Consider the following 16,945-nt stretch of genomic DNA (forward strand, 5'->3'; position numbering starts at 1 on the left):
CGCTTTTCTGTTGAAGATCAGAATTCGATTTTCCCACTGATATAGTTTTCCAGCTCGGAGATGGCGATGCGCTCCTGCTGCATGGTGTCGCGGTCGCGCACGGTCACGCAGCCGTCCGTTTCGCTGTCGAAGTCGTAGGTGATGCAGAACGGGGTGCCGATTTCGTCCTGGCGGCGGTAACGCTTGCCGATGGAGCCGGAGTCGTCGTAGTCCACCATGAAGTGTTTGCAAAGGTCTGCGCTGATTTCCTGTGCTTTTTCGTTCAGCTTTTTGGAAAGCGGAAGGATGGCGGCTTTATAGGGAGCCAGCGCGGGATGCAGCCGCATGACGACCCGGGTGTCCTTTTCATCCAGCTTTTCCTCGTCGTAGGCGTCGCACAGGAAGGCGAGCGCGACGCGGTCGGCGCCGAGGGAGGGTTCGACAACGTACGGGACATACCGCTCGTTTGTCTCAGGGTCAAAGTACTCAAGGCTCTTGCCCGAATGGTTCTGGTGCTGCGTCAGGTCGTAATTGGTGCGGTCGGCAACGCCCCAGAGCTCGCCCCAGCCGAACGGGAACAGGTATTCAATGTCGGTGGTCGCCTTGGAGTAGAAGGACAGCTCTTCCTGCTCGTGGTCGCGCAGGCGGATGTTCTCTTCCGTCATGCCCAGATTCAGCAGCCACTTTTTGCAGTAATCCTTCCAGTAGTAGAACCAGTCGAGGTCGGTGTCCGGCTTGCAGAAGAATTCAAGCTCCATCTGCTCGAATTCACGCGTGCGGAACGTAAAGTTGCCCGGCGTGATTTCGTTGCGGAAGCTTTTGCCGATCTGTGCGACGCCGAAGGGGACCTTGCGGCGGGTGGTGCGCTGAATGTTGGCAAAGTTGACAAAAATGCCCTGCGCGGTTTCCGGCCGGAGGAAGATTTCGTTTTTGGCGTCCTCCGTTACCCCCTGAAAGGTTTTGAACATCAGGTTGAACTTGCGGATGTCGGTGAAATTGGAAGATCCGCATTCCGGGCATTTGATGTTGTTGTTTTTGATATAGTCGCTCATCTGGTCAAAGGTCATGCCGTTGGGGTCGCCGCCGGCGTCCTCAATCAATTTGTCCGCGCGGTGGCGGGTTTTGCAGTCGCGGCAGTCCATCAGCGGGTCGGAAAAGCCGCCCACGTGGCCGGAAGCCACCCAGACCTGCGGATTCATCAGGATCGCGGTGTCCAGCCCTACGTTGTACCGGCTTTCCTGCACGAATTTTTTCAGCCACGCGCGTTTGACGTTGTTCTTGAATTCAACGCCCAGCGGACCGTAATCCCAGGTGTTCGACAGGCCGCCGTAGATTTCGCTGCCGGAGTAAACAAACCCGCGGTTTTTGCACAGAGCGACAATTTTGTCCATTGTTTTTTCAGTTGCCAACATGTTTAACTTCCTCCATAATCAGGGGCGCTGGCTGCGCTCCATTATTTTTTAAAGATAATCATCTTGCTCAGCACATAATTCATGATCACCACGACGACGTTCATAATGATCTTTGCCAGCCAGTCGTTCCACACCAGCACGTTCACCATGAGCAGCATCCCCAGCGAATCCACGCCGAGCGACAGAAGGCGGGCGCCTACGAAGGTGGAAAGCTCCCTCCAGAAAAGCTTCGCCGCGAAGCTTTTGCTGCGGAACACAAAGAGCTTGTTGGTGATAAACGCAAAAGCCACGGAAAGGACCCAGGCGATCGTGTTTGCCGTCAGCACGTCCCACTGCGCGTTCCAGTGAATGACCGGGCGCAGAAGGCCGTAGCTCACTACGTTGACGGCCGTGGTAAGAACGCCGAAAATAAGGTAGGAGATCATTTCGGGCGTTGTCAGAAAGCGCCACAGCTTTTTCAGCTTGTCCAAAGGTATCACCGCCATTACTGAGTATTATTATAGTTTACCATTGAACGGCACGGCTTTCAAGTACTATTCGGCCGGTTTATCGAAATGAAACGGGGAGGCGCCGTCCAGCCACCCGTGTTCCTTCCAGTAGCGTTTGTCCAGCTGGTTGCCCTCGCGGCCCTTCTGCAGCTGTTTGCTGATAAAATACATTAACCGGGTCTGCAGATAAGGCGGTCTGTCCCTCTTTCCGGCGACGGCCTGGTAGAATCCGGCCGCATCTGTTTGAAGCTGCCTTTCAAATTTTTGCCGCCTTTTCGCCGGCATTTCGTCCCAGCTCAGGCTGTACAGGGCAAAGCCTCTTTGATATACTCGGTTAACGCCCCAGTATTTCAGGCTTTTCGCGATCACGCCCATCGCGGAACGCGTTCCGGCGCCCGCGGTCGTGGACAGAATAAACGCCTTCTTATGGAACATCTCCGGACGGGGACGGTGCGGCAGGAAGAGAAAGCCGAAATGGTCGAGAAAGGACTTCATGGCGCCGCTCAGGGAGAGCACGTAGACGGGCGAGTCGAAAACAAGGCCGTCGGCTTCCAGCATCGCTTGAAGGATCGGCTGCACATATCCGGCGTGCGGACAGGTCAGTTCGTCCCTCAGAAAGCAGTTGTAGCAGCCCCTGCAGAAATCGGGCAGGTCCTTCGGCAGGAAAAATTCCCGCACGGTGATTTCTCCGTGCTCCTTCATCGCCTCTAAAAATTTCTGCGTCGCCGTGTAGCTGTTGCCCTTTCTGGGGCTGCCGTGTATGACCGTGATTTTCATAAGAAGTCTCCTTTGCGGCTTTCAGGCCGGTGGTACCGGACGTTTCAGTAATCTCTGTGATATCCACTATAACGGGCGGAAAGGGGACTGTCAAGGCAATTTGTGTAAACAAATCCCCGCCGGGGCGGAAAGATTCTCCATGGAAAAAACAGGAAAAAAAGCCCCCTGCGGAAGCCTGTGTTCCGCAGGGGGCCTGCAGGCTGTCGATAAAGCCGCGCCTGACAAAGGAATGAATTACTGCAGCTTCGCGAGCTCCACCGCGAGGTTCGCGCCGACCACGGCGTTGTTGTAAACCAGCTGGATATTGGAATCCAGGCTGTCGCCGCCGGTGATTTCCTTGATCTTGGCGAGCAGGTAGGGAGTGGTTTCCTTGCCCTTGACGCCTTCACGCGCAGCGTCCGCCAAAGCCTCGTCGATGGCCTTGTCGATCACCGCTTTGTCCATCTGGTACTGCTCGGGAATCGGGTTCGCGATTACCAGACCGCCGTTGATGCCCATTTCCCATTTGACCTTGACCGCCTGCGCCAGCTCCTTTTCGGAGTCGACGCGGTAGTCTACCTTGAATCCGCTCTTTCTGGTGTAGAAGGCGGGCAGCTCCTCCGTGACGAAGCCGACGACCGGCACGCCGCGGGTTTCCAGATATTCCAGCGTCAGCTTCAGGTCGAGAATGGACTTTGCGCCCGCGCAGACGACCGCGACGTTGGTCCTTGCAAGCTCCTCAAGGTCGGCGGAAATATCGAAGGTTTCCGGCGCGCCGCGGTGTACGCCGCCGATGCCGCCGGTGACAAACACCCTGATGCCCGCCAGCGCCGCCAGAATCATGGTGGTCGCCACCGTGGCGGCGCCGTCCGCCTTTTTGGCGATGACGAAGGGGATATCCCTTCTGCTGGTCTTGATGACGTTTTTCGCCGTGCCCAAGTGTTCCAGCTCGCCGTCGGTCAGGCCGATTTTGATCTTTCCGCCGATGATCGCGATGGTAGCGGGCTCCGCGCCGTGCTCACGGACGATTTTTTCCACATTGCGCGCCGTTTCCACATTCTGCGGGTAGGGCATGCCGTGGGAAATGATGGTGGATTCCAGAGCGACGACGGGCTTTCCGGCATCCAGAGCCTTCTGTACGCCGGGATTGATTTCAAGATAGTCTTTTAACATGGTACGTTTCCTCCATAAGTTTTTGAATATTTTTGACGGACATATCCGGGTTGATCGTGTTTTCGTGGCGAAGCGCGAGCTTGGAAGCCGCCGCCGAGAAGAGGATGCTTTCCTCCGGACTCATTTTGTTCAGGCTTCCGTAAACCAGCCCGGCCATAAACGCGTCCCCCGCGCCGGTGGCATTCACCACCTTCGCCTTTTCCGTTTCCAGAATGAATTCGTTTTTTTCGTCGCGGTAATAGGTCCCCCTGCCGCCGAGCGAAATCACCGCGCGCCGGACGCCCTGTTTCAGAAAGAATTCTCCCGACCGGCGCAGGCTGTCCTCGTCCGTGATTTTGATTCCGGTGAGCTTTTCCGATTCCAACCGGTTCGGCTTGATCGTGTGCAGGCGGCCCAGAATGTTTTTCACCTTGACCGCTTTCGCGGTGGAAACCGTGTCCAGGTAAAAATCCATTTCCGGGAACTCCTGTGTCAGGAAAACGAGGGTCTTTTCCGGCAGGTTCGTGTCAATCACGCAAAGCCGCGCGCGCTTGATCAGCTGCCTGCGGTTTTCAATAAATTCGGGGGTGATCTTTTCCAGCACGTGCATCTGGGCGATCGCGACCTTCATGTCGCCCTCCTCGTCGAGAATGGAAAGGTAAATGGAAGTGGGGAATTCGTCCGATATCAGCGAATGCTTCATATCCATTCCGCAGCTCCCGGCGGCTTCCAGCAGCCCCCGGCCGTAGTCGTCGTTGCCGACCGCGGTGATCAGCCGGGCGGCGATTCCCAGCCTGCTGATGTTCTCGGCGATATTCCTGCCGACGCCCCCGTACGAAATCTTCACACTGCCGGGGTTGGAGTCGTTCATGACCAGCTCTTCGCCGGGGAAGCCCTGAATGTCGATATTTGCCCCACCGACGACACAGACATACGGCTCGTCGTCCAGAAGATAGCATTTCCCTCTGATCACGCCCTTTTTCATCAGGTTGGTGATGTGCACCGCGACGGAGGAACGTGTAATGGAAAGCTTTTCCGACAGCTCGTTCTGCGTAATCATCGGGTTTTTCCGGATCAGCTCAATAATTTCCTGTTCCCTGTTTGTCAAAAGGCCCCCTCCTTTTTACAGCTCTCTTATCATGGGTTATAGCATTTCCGGCTGATTTTAAAATAAGGTTGTGTTGTCTCGCAAACTGAAATGGAATTGCTGTAAGGATACTGTAAAAATTTTATAATCAATTGTTTATATGATAAGCACATGATTATAATATCACGGTTCTTCTTCGTTTGCAACAAAAAAATTTCCCGCCATAGTTTTTCACTGTGACGGGAAATTATGATTCGGGAGTATCACTTGTCCCGCAATTTCGCGTAAGGACCTACCTCCCTCTTTGAGGGAGGCAGGGGATTATGCTTTTCCGGCGCTGCCGCAGACCCGGATTTTCGCTTTTACCAGTTCCTTTACGGCAAGGCGGGCGGGGCCCATGTATTTTTTCGGGTCAAAGTCGTTCGGGTGCTCCGCCATGTGCGCTTTGACCGCGTCGGTAAACGCGATGCGCAGCTCGGTGGCGAAGTTGATCTTGGACATACCCTTTTCCACGCCTTCGCGCAGCGCGTCGTCGGAAAGGCCGGAAGCGCCGTGCATGACCAGCGGGATGGAGACCACTTTCCGGATCAGGGTGGCGCGGTTAAAGTCGAGCACCGGCTTTTTGGCGTAGATGCCGTGAGCGGTTCCGATGGCGACGGCCAGAGAGGAAATCCCGGTGCGGTTCACGAAGTCCGCAGCCTGGCCGGGGTCGGTGTACTGGTCCTCGTCACTCTCGGTGTCGTCTTCCTTGCCGCCGATTTTTCCCAGCTCGGATTCGACGGGAATGCCAAAATTATCCGCGTAATCGCGCACCTTCTGTGTGACGCGGACATTTTCCTCGTAGGGAAGGGCAGAGCCGTCGATCATGACGGAGGTGTAGCCGCTGTCAATGCATTCCTTCGCCAGCTCGAAGCTCGCGCCGTGGTCGAGATGAATGGCCACCGGCACGCTGACGGACTCGGCGGCCGCCTTCGCCAGCTGTGCGAAATAGGCGGGCGGAAAATATTTTAAGGTCGAGGATGTCGTCTGAATGATGACGGGAGCTTTCAGTTCTTCCGCGGCGTTGACAATGGCCCAGACCATTTCGGCGTTTTCCGCGTTGAAAGCGCCCACCGCGTATCCGCCGTCTCTGGCGTCGTTGAGCATTTTTTTGGTAGTTACCAGCATAATTCGCTTGCCTCCTGTTATTTCAGTGTGATATAAGCGTTCAGACCGGTCGGTGCGTCGGGGTTTCCTCCGGCGGCAAGGGCCTTGGTCAGGGCGATCATCTGCATGGTGTAGATGAACGGAATGCCGTATGCTTCAAAGCGGCTGATGCCGCTGACGGAGATATGAAGGTCGGAGCCGTAAACGTTGGCCTGTTCGGAACCGAAGGTGACCACGGTTCCGTTGTGCTTTTTCACGTCGTCGATCATGTCGCGCTGATAGGCGCTTTCGTTGGGCTGTACGGCAAAAATGGTGAGGGTTTTGGGGCCGTTGAGCACCTTGGGGCCGTGACGGTAGTCGAGCATATTGAAGTATTTGCCGCTGATGAGCGCGATTTCGGTAAAGGCGAGTGCGCCTTCCTCCGCAAGGCCGCACAGCACGCCGTCGGCAAGGACGATCACGTCGGTGAAATCCTTCTTTCCAATGGCTTCCAGATCGGCGCGGTATTTCTCCATATGGTCTTTGTTCTGGTCAATCGCGGTTTTGACGGCGGCTTTCAGTTCCCCGTCGCCGTAGCAGATCGCGTTGATCAGCAGGCTGGCGGTATACAGGTTGGTGACGGAACGGGTCTGACAGACGCTGTTGTCGTAAGCCCACGGAAGCACGACGGTCAAGTCGGAAAGCTCCTCCAGGGCGCTTTTTTCCTTCATAGTAATGGATACGATTTTGACATTGGCGGCCTTTTTCATGTGCTCGACCGCACGGACGATCTCCGTGGTCGTGCCGGAGCGGGACAGGACCAGCACGATGCTGTTTTCGATGGTGTGAAGGTAGGTGTCGGGATTGACAAGGTAATCGCCGCCCGCAAGCGCGACGGCGGAGGTGTCCGGACGGGTCACAAACAGGCGCTCGTTGCTCTTGGACAGCATGTAGCTGGAGCCGCAGCCGAGAAATACGAATTTGCGCTGCGCGTTTTCACGGAAGAAATTCCGGATTTCGTCTTCCTGCCTGAGTACCTGCGCATAGGTTTTATCAAGGGCGTCCTTGGTCGCCATGATTTCCTGTTCTGTTAAATACATCTTTTTTACCTCACTGTCTGTTTTTTATTTTTTGGGCAACCGACGGAAAATCCGCCGGGTTGAACTTGAAGAAGCACAGGAGCACCGCTCCCGTGACCGGGGAAAGCTGCGGTTTGACCAGCCGGCCGCCGAGCGCGTGAATCTGCTCGCCGAAGGGCTTTAAGATCAGGTCTCCGGCCTTGAACAGCCCGCCGGAGTAGGAAACGGGGAACCCGGGTTCAAAATGCAGCTGGTTCAGCACGCCCCTGACAATCAGTCCCAGCTCCGCGGCGGCGGCGCGGTAGGCTTCGACTGCCTGCGGGTCGCCCCTGACGGCCGCCTTTTCCAGAAGAATCTGCAGGCCGGCCACCTTTTCCCGGTACGGAAAATACTCTTTTACCATCAGGTCGATCAGCTCGAAATCGTCGGAAAGGCGGAATTCTTCGCGGATAATGTCGTACAGCGGCCCTCTGGGCAGCCGGTGGTCGGCTTCCTTGGAAAAAAGCTCCAGCGTCTTTCTTCCGGTCCAGTAGCAGGAGCCCTCGTCGGAGAAAAACTCCGCCCAGCCGCCGGAACGCGCGGTTTTTCCGCTGCCGTCCTCGCCGAACGCGATGGAGCCCGTTCCCGCCACGACGTTGATCCCCTCTTCACACGCGAGCGAACCGGCCCAGCCGACCTCCACGTCGTTTGTCACGTAGATCTGCACGCCGGGGAAGCACGCGCAAATCCGCTCCTTCAGCTGCGGGTCCATCACGGCGTTTTCCCCCACGCACGGCAGCCCCATGCTGATGGCCGCCACGTCGCCGAGAGAAACGTTTCCCTTCTGAAGGCATTGTTCCACGCCTGTCTTTATCCTTTCCACAACAAGATCGATTCCATACATCAGGTAGGAGGAACCGGCGGTAAGATGCTCCGCAATCGGTTCGCCGTCCCCGCTGCAGAGGGAAAACGCGGTTTTGGTTCCGCCGCCGTCGACGCCGATATAATATTTCATGAATGCACCCTCTTTACAAAAACTTGTTATAACATTATAATAAGATTATCGGAAGGGATTGTCAATATACAAAATAGATAAAGAAAGGATATGTGAGAACATGTTGGATGAAAACAGCGCGATTCCCCTTTACCGCCAGCTTCAGAATATTTTTCAGAACAATATTGAAAGCGGCGTGTGGCCGGCGGAGGAAAAGCTTCCCACCGAATCCGAGCTTTGCCGGCAGTACGGGGTCAGCCGCATGACGGTCAGGCTGGCGCTGGAGGGGCTGAAAACGCAGGGGCTGATTTACCGCAAGCAGGGAAAGGGCTCCTATATCCTTCAGCCAAAGGTGGAGCAGGAGCTGTCGTCCTTCTACAGCTTCGGCAATAATATGCCCGATCACGGCCATACCATTACCAATCGGCTGATTTCTTTTGAAAGGCTTGCCTATGCCGTCGCGGCGGAAGCGCTCCGCCTTCCGGAAAAGGAAGAGCTTTTCTGCGTACAGCGGCTGCGCTGTGCGGACAATACGCCGTTTGCGTTGGAGAAATCGTACATCCCCTGCAAAATCTGCCCGGAGCTTACCGGCGGCATTGTCATTGAAAAGGGCTTGTACAATTCGCTGCATCTTCTGGCAGGGATTACGCCGAATACCGCAAAGGAATCCTTTGAAGCGGTGCTGGTGAACAAAAGCCAGGCGGAAGCGCTGAAAACAGCCGCAAACCAGCCCGCGCTCCATCTGGAACGCGTTACCAGTGCCGGCGGCGTCCTTGTGGAGTACTGCGACAGCATCGTCCGCGGCGACCGGCTGAAATACAATATCGTTCTGCGATAAATCGATAGGAGAGAACAGCATGATTACTGCCGTTACACTGAACACAGCGATCGACCAGTTATACAGAATGGATTCCTGCCGTTCCGGAAGCGTAAACCGGGTAAAAAGCTGCATCAAAACAGCCGGGGGCAAGGGCGTCAATGTGGCGAGGGTCGCTTCCCTCGCGGGGGAAAAGGTGTTGGCCGCGGGAATTGTCGGCGGCTTTCACGGGGCTTATTTCCGGTCCCTGCTTGCGCAGGACGGAATCGAGGGCTGTTTTACCGATTCCGGGGCCGAAACCCGGTGCTGCATCAATGTCAGGGACGAGTCCACGGGCGAGCATACGGAATTTCTGGAGCCCGGCGCGCGGCTTACGGAAAGCGCGCTGGAAGATTTCTACCGGGCCTATTTGCGGTGTGTGGAAACAAGCGATGTGATCACGATTTCCGGCAGCGTTCCGGCCGGGACACCTGCCGGTTACTACGGCAAACTGATCACGGCCGCGAAGAGCGCGGGGAAGCGCGTGATTCTGGACACCAGCGGGGCCGCGCTCCGGGAAAGCATTGCGGCAAAACCGACGATGATCAAGCCCAACGCGGACGAAATCCGCCAGCTGACGGGGATCGCCACCGCTTCGCGCAAAGAACTGATTGAAGCGGCGCGCAAGCTCCACGACGGCGGAATCGAGCTGGTCGTGATCTCGCTGGGCGGGGACGGGGCGCTGGTCGTGTCGGACGAAGGTGTTTTTCAGGGCGTGTGCCCTGAAATCGAGGTAGTCAACACCGTGGGCTGCGGCGACAGCATGGTCGCGGGCTTTGCCGTCGGGATGGTGCGGAATGCTCCTATCGAAGAGACCATCCGCTTTGCGCTGTCCGTCGCCTCGGCCAACGCGCTGCATGAAAAAACCGGCTGCTTCCGTGAGGACGACCTGAAACGGCTTCTGTCCGGCACGGTAGTAAACCGGCTTTAATCTGAATTATTCGCCGAATTTGGAATCGATCAGCGCGACCAGGGTGTCGACGGCTTTTCCTTCGTCTTCGCCTTCCGCGGTAATTTCGACCTTCATACCCTGGCTCAGGCTGAGCGCCAGAATCAGGATAATGGATTTCGCGCTTGCGGATTCGCCGTCCTCCAGATTTTTGATCGTGATCTTCGATTTGAATTGGGAAGCGCACTTCACAAAGTCGGAAGCGGGGCGGGCGTGCAGGCCGGTCCGATTGTTAATGGCTGTTTTTTTGGAATACATGGCGGATGCCTCCTTGTTACTTACGAAAATGGATGCTTTTGTTTCAGTGACGGTGTTCAGGAAAGGATGTCCTTCAAAGCGTCGTTCAGGTACTGTTCCACTTCCTTTGCCGTGGAAAGAGCCAGCACTTTTGCCGCGATTTCTTCCGCTTTTTTCATCGGCAGCCCGTTGACCAGCTTTCTGGTCTGCGCGACGGAGGAAATGCTCATGCTCAGCTTTCGGACGCCCAGCCCCATCAGCACCGCGGCGCCGAGGCGGTCGCCTCCCAGCTCGCCGCAGACGCAGATGGGCTTTCCGTTTTCAAGAAAGCTTTTCGCGGCGGTGTGGATCAGGCGGAAAAGAGCCGGATTATAGCTCTGATAATACTGGCTGACGGCGGGGTTCAACCGGTCGACGGCCATGGTGTACTGGCACAGGTCGTTGGTTCCGACGCTGGCAAAGTCGACTTCCTTCGCGGCAAAATCCGCCAGAAGCGCAATAGAGGGGATTTCAATCATAATCCCCAGCTTTACGTCGGGGGAAAACGCGATTCCTTCGCCGGTCAGTTCCTCTTTTACCTCAGAAACGACCTGTTTGGCGCGGCGGATGTCGTCCATGCTGGCGACCATGGGGAACATGATCCACAGGTTGCCGTAAACGGAAGCGCGGAAGGCGGCGCGCAGCTGCGTGCGGAAAATATCGGGCCTGTCAAAGCAGAGCCGTAGGGCGCGGTTGCCCAGAAACGGGTTTTCCTCGTGCGGAAGGTTCAGACAGTCGAGTTTTTTGTCGCCGCCGACATCCAGTGTGCGCAGCGTTACGGGGCGGTCGCCGAAGCTGGTGAGAACCTCGCGGTAAATGGCAAACTGCTCCTCTTCGGTGGGCAGGCTGTCCCTGCCCAGGTACAGGAATTCCGTGCGGAACAGGCCGACGCCGTCGGTGCATTTGGCTCCTTCCAGCGACTGCTCGCTGACGGAGGCCAGATTCAGTTCAATATCCACCCGCACCCCGTCCGGAGTGACGGCTTCTTTCTCCATATACGTGTTGATCCGGGCCTGCTGTGCGAGAAACCGGCGGCGCTTTTCGGCGCAGTCGGCAAGCTGCTCCGCCGTCGGTTCGCTGATGACCTGACCGGCCAGCGCGTCGGCAATCACGGTCTCCCCCTGGGAAAAGTGCTCCGTCGCGTTCTCCACGCCCAGAATGGCGGGGATTCCGTAGCTTCTGGCGATAATGGCCGAATGGGACGTGCTTCCGCCGATCTCCGTAACAATAGCCAGCACGTTTTTCCGGTCAAGAGTAGCCGTGTCGGACGGGAGCAGGTCGTGAACGACGATGACCGCGGGAGCGGGGAGAGAGGACAGGTCCTTCTCCGGTACGCCGTTCCAGACGCGGATCAGGCGCGTTTTTACGTCCCGGATGTCCGACGCGCGCTCCTTGATGAGCGGGTCGGGGGATTTCCCGAGAATCCGCGCGTATTTTTCAAAGACTTCGTCAATCGCCCTGTCCGGCGGGTAACGGCCGTTTTCGATCAGCTCGCGGATATCGCCGTCCATGGCCTCGTCGAACAGGATATCGATATGCGCGGTGAAAATTTTCGCTTTTTCGGGGTCGGCGGCCTGTAAACGGGTGCGGATAGCTTTGAGCTCCGTTTCCGCGTTTTTCCGCGCGGCCTCATATTTGTTTAACGCCTCCGCGGCCGCGCCTTCTTCGAGCGGCGCTTCGCTGACGGCGGCGGTAAAGGGCTGGTAAAGAAAAACGGGACCCGCCGCAATGCCTTTTGAAACGGGATTGCCGTGATAAATCATATGGTTTGTGCCTCCTTAAAAACATGCCGGAAAGGTTCGGCTATATCCCGTCTCCCGCAGGGGTCTGCTGCGGCTTCGGTTTCTTTTTGAACTGCCTGATGCCGACCGCGCCCATTTCCATTGCGCTCTGGACGGATTCTTCCATCGTTTCCTTCTCTTCCAGCAGGACGGAAGTCAGCATGGGCATATTCAGACCGGAAATGACTTCGATTTCTTTGTCCGGAAATTCGCTTTTGAGGGTAACGGCGGTTTTGAAGGGAGATCCGCCGGCCAGGTCCACCAGAACCAGAATCTGATCGCCAAGCGCTTCCATCGCCTGTCTGAGCTTATCGGAGAGCGTGTCGACATTGTCCGATTCCACGAAATCCACGCCCAGATATTTTTCCCTCGGCCCAACAATCAGCCTGGACGCGCTCATCATTCCGGTGGCAAAGCTGCCGTGTCCGGTTATCAATACTCCGATCATCGTTCTATATTACTCCTTTTATAAGCAATCTATACTGCAGGCGGTTTCGTACGGCGCGGCGTTCCCGGTTGGAACGGGGCCGCAATGGGATTCCTGAAAACCGCCTGGTTTCTTCTAAGTGTAAGGAAAGCCCGCCTACAGGATTTCCGAAGCGGCGTCCCGGTCCAGAACCACGACCCCGTTTTTCGTAAGCTGCAGGACCGTGCCCGGCAGCATCGGCGTCGGTTTGGTCAGGCAAACCTTTTTTACGATTTCCGCCTTGGCTTTTCCGCCCGCCTGCAGAACAACCTGCTTCGCGTCCAGAATGTGGCGGATCCCCAGAGTGACCCCTCTGGACAGCGGAACAGGCTTTGAAAAATATTTTTGCCCTACCTTTTGGGTGACGGGGTCGAGGGTGACGACTTTGGCGTAACTCTCAAAGGAAGACCCAGGCTCGTTCAGGGCCAGATGGCCGTTCATTCCCAATCCCAAAAGCATAAAATCAATTCCGCTGCGTTCAAAAATAAACCGATCGATTTTTTTACATTCTTCTTCCATGTCTTTCGCGTGAATATCAAATAAACGAATCTTCGACTTTTCAATCTGAAGCGGCCCGTAAAAATTCCGGAACATAAATGAAGTGCAGTTTTCCGATTCGTCCTCCAGATCCAGCCACTCGTCCAGCTCCACAAACTCCGCCCTGCTGAAGTCCGCTTCGCCGGAATCCGAGCGCTCCCTCAGAATCTGATAGGTGCGGACCGCGGTGTTTCCCGCAGCCAGGCACAGCAGCAAATCCGGCTTCGCTTTTACGGCCTCGCAAAGAAAGTCCGCGCAGCGCCGCGACATCGCCTCAAAATCATCACAAAGGATTATTTTGGGAGGACCGCCCGTATTTCCATTATGAAGGGAAGAGGTTCCTTCCCTGTTTTTCTGTAAATTCATCGCTGAATCCTCCGATAGGAAGTCGTTGGCTCCGCCCGTTTACAGGGGCCGGGCGGCTCCCGCAACAGCTTCGGCAAACCATGATAGTGAAATGGGGTACAGAGAACTGTACCCCCGACACTTTTCGAAATTAAAGGATACCCAGGAAGGAAAGAAGAATCGCAAGAACGAAGGTGGCCGCAATCAGCACGACCGGGCTCATTTGCTTCTTCTTCAGGAAGAAATACATCAGTAAAGTATAGGCGAAGGGCAGTATGTTCGGGAAGATTTTGTCAAGAAAATCCTCTTGAACGGATACCGTTTTTGAGGCGTTGACCACAATCTCCGGCAGAAGGGAAATGTGCACATAGGATGCAATCAGTCCGCCGATCACGGTGACGCCCAGAATGGTGGCGACCTTGGAGATGATTCCCGAATATTCCCTCAGCGTGTCGACAGCCTTCAGGCCCAGGTTGTAGCCGGCGTGCGTCCACGCGAGACGGAGAATAAAGATGGTCAGGTAAACCGCGAAAAACAGCAGCGGGCCGACGATGCTTCCGCTCATCGCCATGGAAGAGGTAATCCCCGCGATGATGGGCAGAAGGGTGAACCAGAAGATCGCGTCGCCAATACCGGCGAGCGGTGCGAACAGGGCGACCTTCAGGCCTTTGATGGTGCTTCTGTTTTCTTTGGCTTCCTCCAGCGAAATCAGCAGGCCCATCAGAAAGCCGACAAGGTTCGGGTGCGTGTTGATGAACTCAAGGTTGTCCGTCATTGCTTCGGACAGGCCCTGCTTGTCGTCCTTGTAGATTTTCTTCAGACAGTCCATCTGCGCCAGCAAAAAGCCGCCGCTCTGCATTCTTTCATAGTTGAAGCTGGCCTGCAGCAGGGAAGACCGCCAGCCGAGCCTGGTAATGTCTTTTTTGGTCAGCACTTTCTCAGGAGCCGTGTTCTTCTCAGATTCCTTCATTGCCGTCATCTCCCTCTCCTTCCGCTGCAACACCGGCTGCAGCCGCGGTCTTTCTGTTGTTTCTTTCATTGTTGAACACAATCAGCGCCATGGCCACGCCGACGACGGCGACCGGCAGCAGATTGGAAAAAGGAATAAAGCTTGCGATGACAAAGCCTAAAATAAGGTATGGGACGAATTCGCCCTTCAGCATGACCTTCAGCAGCATACCGAACCCGACCGCCGGAAGGATGCCGCCCGCGATCTCAAAGCCGTGGGTCAGCCATTCGGGCATTGCCTTTACGAGGGCCTGCATCGCGTCCTGCGCGACATAGGCGCAGAGGAAGACGACAACGCCGTAGGTGACGGCCACGATTCCCGTTGTGAGCATGTTCAGGCGGGTAAGGCTCTTGGCGTCCGCTTCCTCCGCGTATTTGTCGGCCCTCTTCATGAACAGAGAGAAGCTGGAGTAGTAGAACAGAATGATGTACTGCATCAGGAAGCTGAACGGAAGGGCAAGGCCGATTGCCGTCGCGGGATCTTTTCCCGTGGTGTAGGCGATGACCGTGGTCATGACGCCGGCCAGAACAGGGTTCGGCGGCTGTGTGCCGCCGGCGGGCGTAAGGCCCGCGAAGGCCAGCTCCGTCAGTCCGCCCGCCATGAGCCCCAACGGAACGTTGCCTAAAATGATACCCGTCAGAGTACAGACGATGATTGGCCGGAAAATAAACAAAGCCTCAAGCCAGAAGTCAACGCCGACTATAATTGCCATAATAGCGAGCGCAATGCCTTGAGCTAAAGTAATTGCCATTGGTTTTTCCCCCTTTTATTTTGTTCCAGAAGTTTCGCCATACGGTAAAGCTGCCGATAATGCCGGTGATGTTCCCCCTTTCCTCTCCAATGGATTTATTTCTTGGGTATGTGCTCTTTGATGTCGCCCGGGACATCCTGAATATAGAGATCTACATTCATCGCCTGAATCGCCTGCAAATCCTCCATGTCCTTGTCGTTGACATAGACCTTTTTGCTCAGCTGACGCTTGCCGCTGGTAAAATGCATGTTTCCCACGTTGACTTCCTTAATGGGAACGCCGCCTTCCAGCAGAGTACGCACAGCCGCCGGAGTCCTGCAGATAATGAAGATTTTCTGGCTGGGAGCCGCTTTGCCGATGATGTCGATGGTCTTTTGCAAAGTGAAGAAACGGATTCCCGCGCTGGAAGATTCAGCAGTCATTGCCATAAGCTGCTGCTGTATTTCATCGTGAGCCACGTCGTCGTCCGCGACTAAAAGCAGATTTGCACCCAGCGTCGCCGTCCAGGTGACCCCCACTTGGCCGTGGACCAGGCGGTTGTCGATTCTCGTCAACAGTATGTTTGGATTTCCCACTTAAAATCACCCCTCGTTCAGTTGTTTCAGATTTGTTAGATAAGTTTTAACATATCATGAACAGAAATACAATGATTATGACTTTTTTTCAACCAGTTCAAAAACAGGTCCCCAATTTCAATCGATACCACTGGTACAATAGGTCTTTTTATGATAGAATAGTGCCATGGTTTTTATTTAAATTGACGATGGTTTATTTGCTGTCGAAAAGGACGGGAAAGGAGTATCTGCAATGCCGAGTCTGCCATTGTATCAGGAACTGCACGACCATATCCTGCAGTACATCAACAGCCACGAATACCCCGAAAACGGCCTGCTTCCGTCGGAGCGCGACATGTGCCAGATGTATAAAGTCAGCCGGTCGACCGTAAGGCAGGCGCTGGCTCTGCTGGAAGAGGAGCACATGGTCTATACCATCCATGGCATCGGTACCTTTGTAAAGCCAAAGGTGTTTGAGCAAAGCCTTTCCCAGTTTTATACCTTTACCGATGACCTGAAAAATAAGAATATCTCCTTTCACAGCCATGTCTTAACCTACGAAACGATTACCCTCGGCCGAAGCCTCGCCCTGAAGCTCAGGGCGGAGAGAAGGGAAGCTTACCACAAGCTGGTGCGGCTTTGCTCGGCCCGCGACTATCCGCTGGTCATTGAAACCACCTATCTGCCGAAAAACCGGTTCGTGCATATCGATGTGGATGCGGTGGAAAGCCGGTCGCTTTATGATTACCTCAGCACCAAGTACGGCCTGAAGGCGGATCGCGCAACCGAAACCTTTATCCCCATTCTTCCGGATTCCGAACAGTGCGAGCTGCTGAAGATTTCCCCCAGAATTCCCTGCATCCTGCTGGAACGCTTCAGCTATGAAGGGGATTGCCTGGTGGAATATACTTCCTCCGTGGTGCGGGGGGACAAATACGTTTTTAAAATTGAGCTGAACAACCGGGAGTGACCTTCGTTTTTTCGGCGGGCGCGGCCGGCTTTGCTGCGCGTGGAGCCGGTGGACGGGCGAAAATTCAAATGGAAAATCGTCCGGTTATAGTCTGCCAAAAAACCGCTGATTTTATCAATCCGCTTGACAATGACCCGCATATTACATATAATAATAAAGCTGCCCGATGACGCGGGCGCAGGTTGGCCGCCATTGACAGCGAAAGCTTTTAGCCGCACGGTGCGGGAAATTTTACCGTGCATATCGTCAGCGGCGAGGTGTAACTCAGCTTGGTAGAGTGCTTGGTTTGGGACCAAGATGCCGCTGGTTCGAGTCCAGTCACCTCGACCATAGAAAAAGGTCCGCAGATGCGGGCCTTTTTCTATGGTAAAGCGATTGGTAAGCAGAAACAGCCGGTGCA

General features: G+C 55.3%; 18 protein-coding genes and 1 tRNA gene. 4 read left to right on the top strand and 15 right to left on the bottom strand.

Translation table 11 applies throughout. The annotated features are described in order from the left end of the window. Positions 1-17 precede the first annotated feature (17 nt). From ACQGQ5_RS11540 to ACQGQ5_RS11575, 8 genes are all read right to left on the bottom strand, one after another. Complete coding sequence (locus ACQGQ5_RS11540) at positions 18-1,388, bottom strand: glycine--tRNA ligase (RefSeq protein ID WP_455736665.1); 1,371 nt, start codon at positions 1,386-1,388, stop codon at positions 18-20. A 44-nt stretch (positions 1,389-1,432) separates the two neighbouring features. Next, entirely contained in the window at positions 1,433-1,870 is a 438-nt protein-coding gene (locus tag ACQGQ5_RS11545; RefSeq protein ID WP_455736666.1) for a GtrA family protein, read from the bottom strand. A 54-nt stretch (positions 1,871-1,924) separates the two neighbouring features. Further along, positions 1,925-2,656: a flavodoxin family protein gene (locus ACQGQ5_RS11550; protein ID WP_455736647.1), complete on the bottom strand. Its 732-nt coding sequence runs from the start codon at positions 2,654-2,656 to the stop codon at positions 1,925-1,927. A 234-nt stretch (positions 2,657-2,890) separates the two neighbouring features. Then, a complete protein-coding gene (locus tag ACQGQ5_RS11555; RefSeq protein WP_455736648.1) occupies positions 2,891-3,808 on the bottom strand; it encodes a pseudouridine-5'-phosphate glycosidase in 918 nt (305 codons plus the stop codon). Then, positions 3,789-4,895, bottom strand: a complete 1,107-nt coding sequence (locus tag ACQGQ5_RS11560; protein WP_455736649.1) for a PfkB family carbohydrate kinase — start codon at positions 4,893-4,895, stop codon at positions 3,789-3,791. Before ACQGQ5_RS11560 ends, ACQGQ5_RS11555 begins: the two co-directional genes overlap by 20 nt. A 300-nt stretch (positions 4,896-5,195) precedes the next feature. After that, a complete protein-coding gene (locus ACQGQ5_RS11565) occupies positions 5,196-6,041 on the bottom strand; it encodes a class II fructose-bisphosphate aldolase (protein ID WP_455736650.1) in 846 nt (281 codons plus the stop codon). A 17-nt stretch (positions 6,042-6,058) separates the two neighbouring features. Then, a complete protein-coding gene (locus tag ACQGQ5_RS11570) occupies positions 6,059-7,099 on the bottom strand; it encodes an SIS domain-containing protein (RefSeq protein WP_455736651.1) in 1,041 nt (346 codons plus the stop codon). Between the two features lie 10 nt (positions 7,100-7,109). Next, on the bottom strand, positions 7,110-8,072 hold the full coding sequence (locus ACQGQ5_RS11575) for an N-acetylglucosamine kinase (RefSeq protein WP_455736652.1): 963 nt from the start codon (positions 8,070-8,072) through the stop codon (positions 7,110-7,112). A 100-nt stretch (positions 8,073-8,172) separates the two neighbouring features. Between ACQGQ5_RS11575 and ACQGQ5_RS11580 the strand changes: the two genes are divergently transcribed. Continuing rightward, positions 8,173-8,889, top strand: coding sequence for a GntR family transcriptional regulator (locus tag ACQGQ5_RS11580; protein ID WP_455736653.1), 717 nt, complete (start codon positions 8,173-8,175; stop codon positions 8,887-8,889). 19 nt (positions 8,890-8,908) lie between these two features. Next, positions 8,909-9,838, top strand: coding sequence for a 1-phosphofructokinase (gene pfkB / locus ACQGQ5_RS11585; RefSeq protein ID WP_455736654.1), 930 nt, complete (start codon positions 8,909-8,911; stop codon positions 9,836-9,838). A 6-nt stretch (positions 9,839-9,844) separates the two neighbouring features. Here pfkB and ACQGQ5_RS11590 read toward each other — a convergent pair whose 3' ends face one another. The 7 genes from ACQGQ5_RS11590 to agaB all read right to left on the bottom strand — a co-directional run bounded on the left by ACQGQ5_RS11590 (position 9,845) and on the right by agaB (position 15,596). Further along, on the bottom strand, positions 9,845-10,114 hold the full coding sequence (locus tag ACQGQ5_RS11590; RefSeq protein WP_455736655.1) for an HPr family phosphocarrier protein: 270 nt from the start codon (positions 10,112-10,114) through the stop codon (positions 9,845-9,847). 56 nt (positions 10,115-10,170) lie between these two features. After that, positions 10,171-11,895 carry a phosphoenolpyruvate--protein phosphotransferase gene (gene ptsP / locus ACQGQ5_RS11595; RefSeq protein WP_455736656.1) on the bottom strand — a complete coding sequence of 575 codons (1,725 nt, stop codon included), beginning with the start codon at positions 11,893-11,895 and terminating at the stop codon, positions 10,171-10,173. Positions 11,896-11,935: 40 nt separating this feature from the next. Further along, a complete protein-coding gene (locus tag ACQGQ5_RS11600) occupies positions 11,936-12,361 on the bottom strand; it encodes a PTS sugar transporter subunit IIA domain-containing protein (protein ID WP_455736657.1) in 426 nt (141 codons plus the stop codon). A 135-nt stretch (positions 12,362-12,496) separates the two neighbouring features. Further along, on the bottom strand, positions 12,497-13,282 hold the full coding sequence (locus ACQGQ5_RS11605) for a glucosamine-6-phosphate deaminase (protein WP_455736658.1): 786 nt from the start codon (positions 13,280-13,282) through the stop codon (positions 12,497-12,499). A 130-nt stretch (positions 13,283-13,412) separates the two neighbouring features. Continuing rightward, positions 13,413-14,231, bottom strand: a complete 819-nt coding sequence (gene agaD, locus ACQGQ5_RS11610) for a PTS galactosamine transporter subunit IID (protein WP_455736659.1) — start codon at positions 14,229-14,231, stop codon at positions 13,413-13,415. Then, positions 14,218-15,021, bottom strand: coding sequence for a PTS galactosamine transporter subunit IIC (gene agaC, locus ACQGQ5_RS11615; RefSeq protein ID WP_455736660.1), 804 nt, complete (start codon positions 15,019-15,021; stop codon positions 14,218-14,220). Before agaC ends, agaD begins: the two co-directional genes overlap by 14 nt. Before the next feature lie 95 nt (positions 15,022-15,116). Then, positions 15,117-15,596, bottom strand: coding sequence for a PTS galactosamine transporter subunit IIB (gene agaB, locus ACQGQ5_RS11620; RefSeq protein ID WP_038321955.1), 480 nt, complete (start codon positions 15,594-15,596; stop codon positions 15,117-15,119). A gap of 232 nt (positions 15,597-15,828) precedes the next feature. Between agaB and ACQGQ5_RS11625 the strand changes: the two genes are divergently transcribed. Both ACQGQ5_RS11625 and ACQGQ5_RS11630 read left to right on the top strand, forming a co-directional pair. Then, positions 15,829-16,545, top strand: a complete 717-nt coding sequence (locus ACQGQ5_RS11625; RefSeq protein ID WP_455736661.1) for a GntR family transcriptional regulator — start codon at positions 15,829-15,831, stop codon at positions 16,543-16,545. Between the two features lie 253 nt (positions 16,546-16,798). Then, positions 16,799-16,875: transfer RNA gene (locus tag ACQGQ5_RS11630), tRNA-Pro, on the top strand. The last annotated feature ends 70 nt before the right edge of the window (positions 16,876-16,945 follow it).

The sequence above is a fragment of the Caproiciproducens sp. genome (assembly GCF_053840905.1).